This is a genomic window from Sphingobium sp. CCH11-B1 (assembly GCF_001556865.1).
In the GTDB taxonomy this organism is placed as follows: Bacteria; Pseudomonadota; Alphaproteobacteria; order Sphingomonadales; family Sphingomonadaceae; genus Sphingobium.
Genome location: NZ_LSJY01000043.1, coordinates 1 through 515, shown reverse-complemented (window position 1 = coordinate 515; position 515 = coordinate 1). Strand labels below are relative to the sequence as shown.

The window sequence follows — 515 nt, the reverse complement described above, 5'->3', positions numbered from 1 at the left end:
CTATTATTCCAGCGTGGATGGACTGCCCACCTTGATCGCTGATGGAAGCGGCGCGATCCCTGCCGGGCTTCCGGTGACGATCGTGGGTGGGCGCCAGACATCCGACGTCCGGCAGATCAGCGACGAAGTGCAATTGAAGGGATCGGCACTCGGCAATCGTCTCGACTGGCTAGTCGGGGCCTTCTACCTGGACAGCAAGCCGCTCGGGCCGTCGGGCACTTATATTCCGGTCTTCACCCTACCCGGTATTACCGATGCTCGCTTCAACTATAGTTTTTACAGCGAAAAGAGCCGGGCGCTGTTCGGCAATGTCAATTATGAAATCGCCGACGGCCTGCGCGTCAATCTGGGCGTACGTCACACCTGGGACAAGATCGAGGCCTGCGTTGGCGGCGGCCTGAGCAATCAGCCTGTCGTTTCACCGGAAGAATGCGCGGACGGCGCGGCAACGATCCGCAATTCGAGCGTCAACAAGACCTCGTCCAAGGCGCTGACCTGGCAACTGGGCGTCGACT

1 protein-coding gene is annotated in these 515 nt (G+C 60.0%); it reads left to right on the top strand.

Annotation, left to right across the window (positions count from 1 at the left end):
* Positions 1-31: 31 nt before the first annotated feature.
* Positions 32-515, top strand: a 484-nt coding sequence (locus tag AX724_RS05330) for a TonB-dependent receptor domain-containing protein (protein WP_231736476.1), incomplete at its 3' end; no start/stop codon positions are given.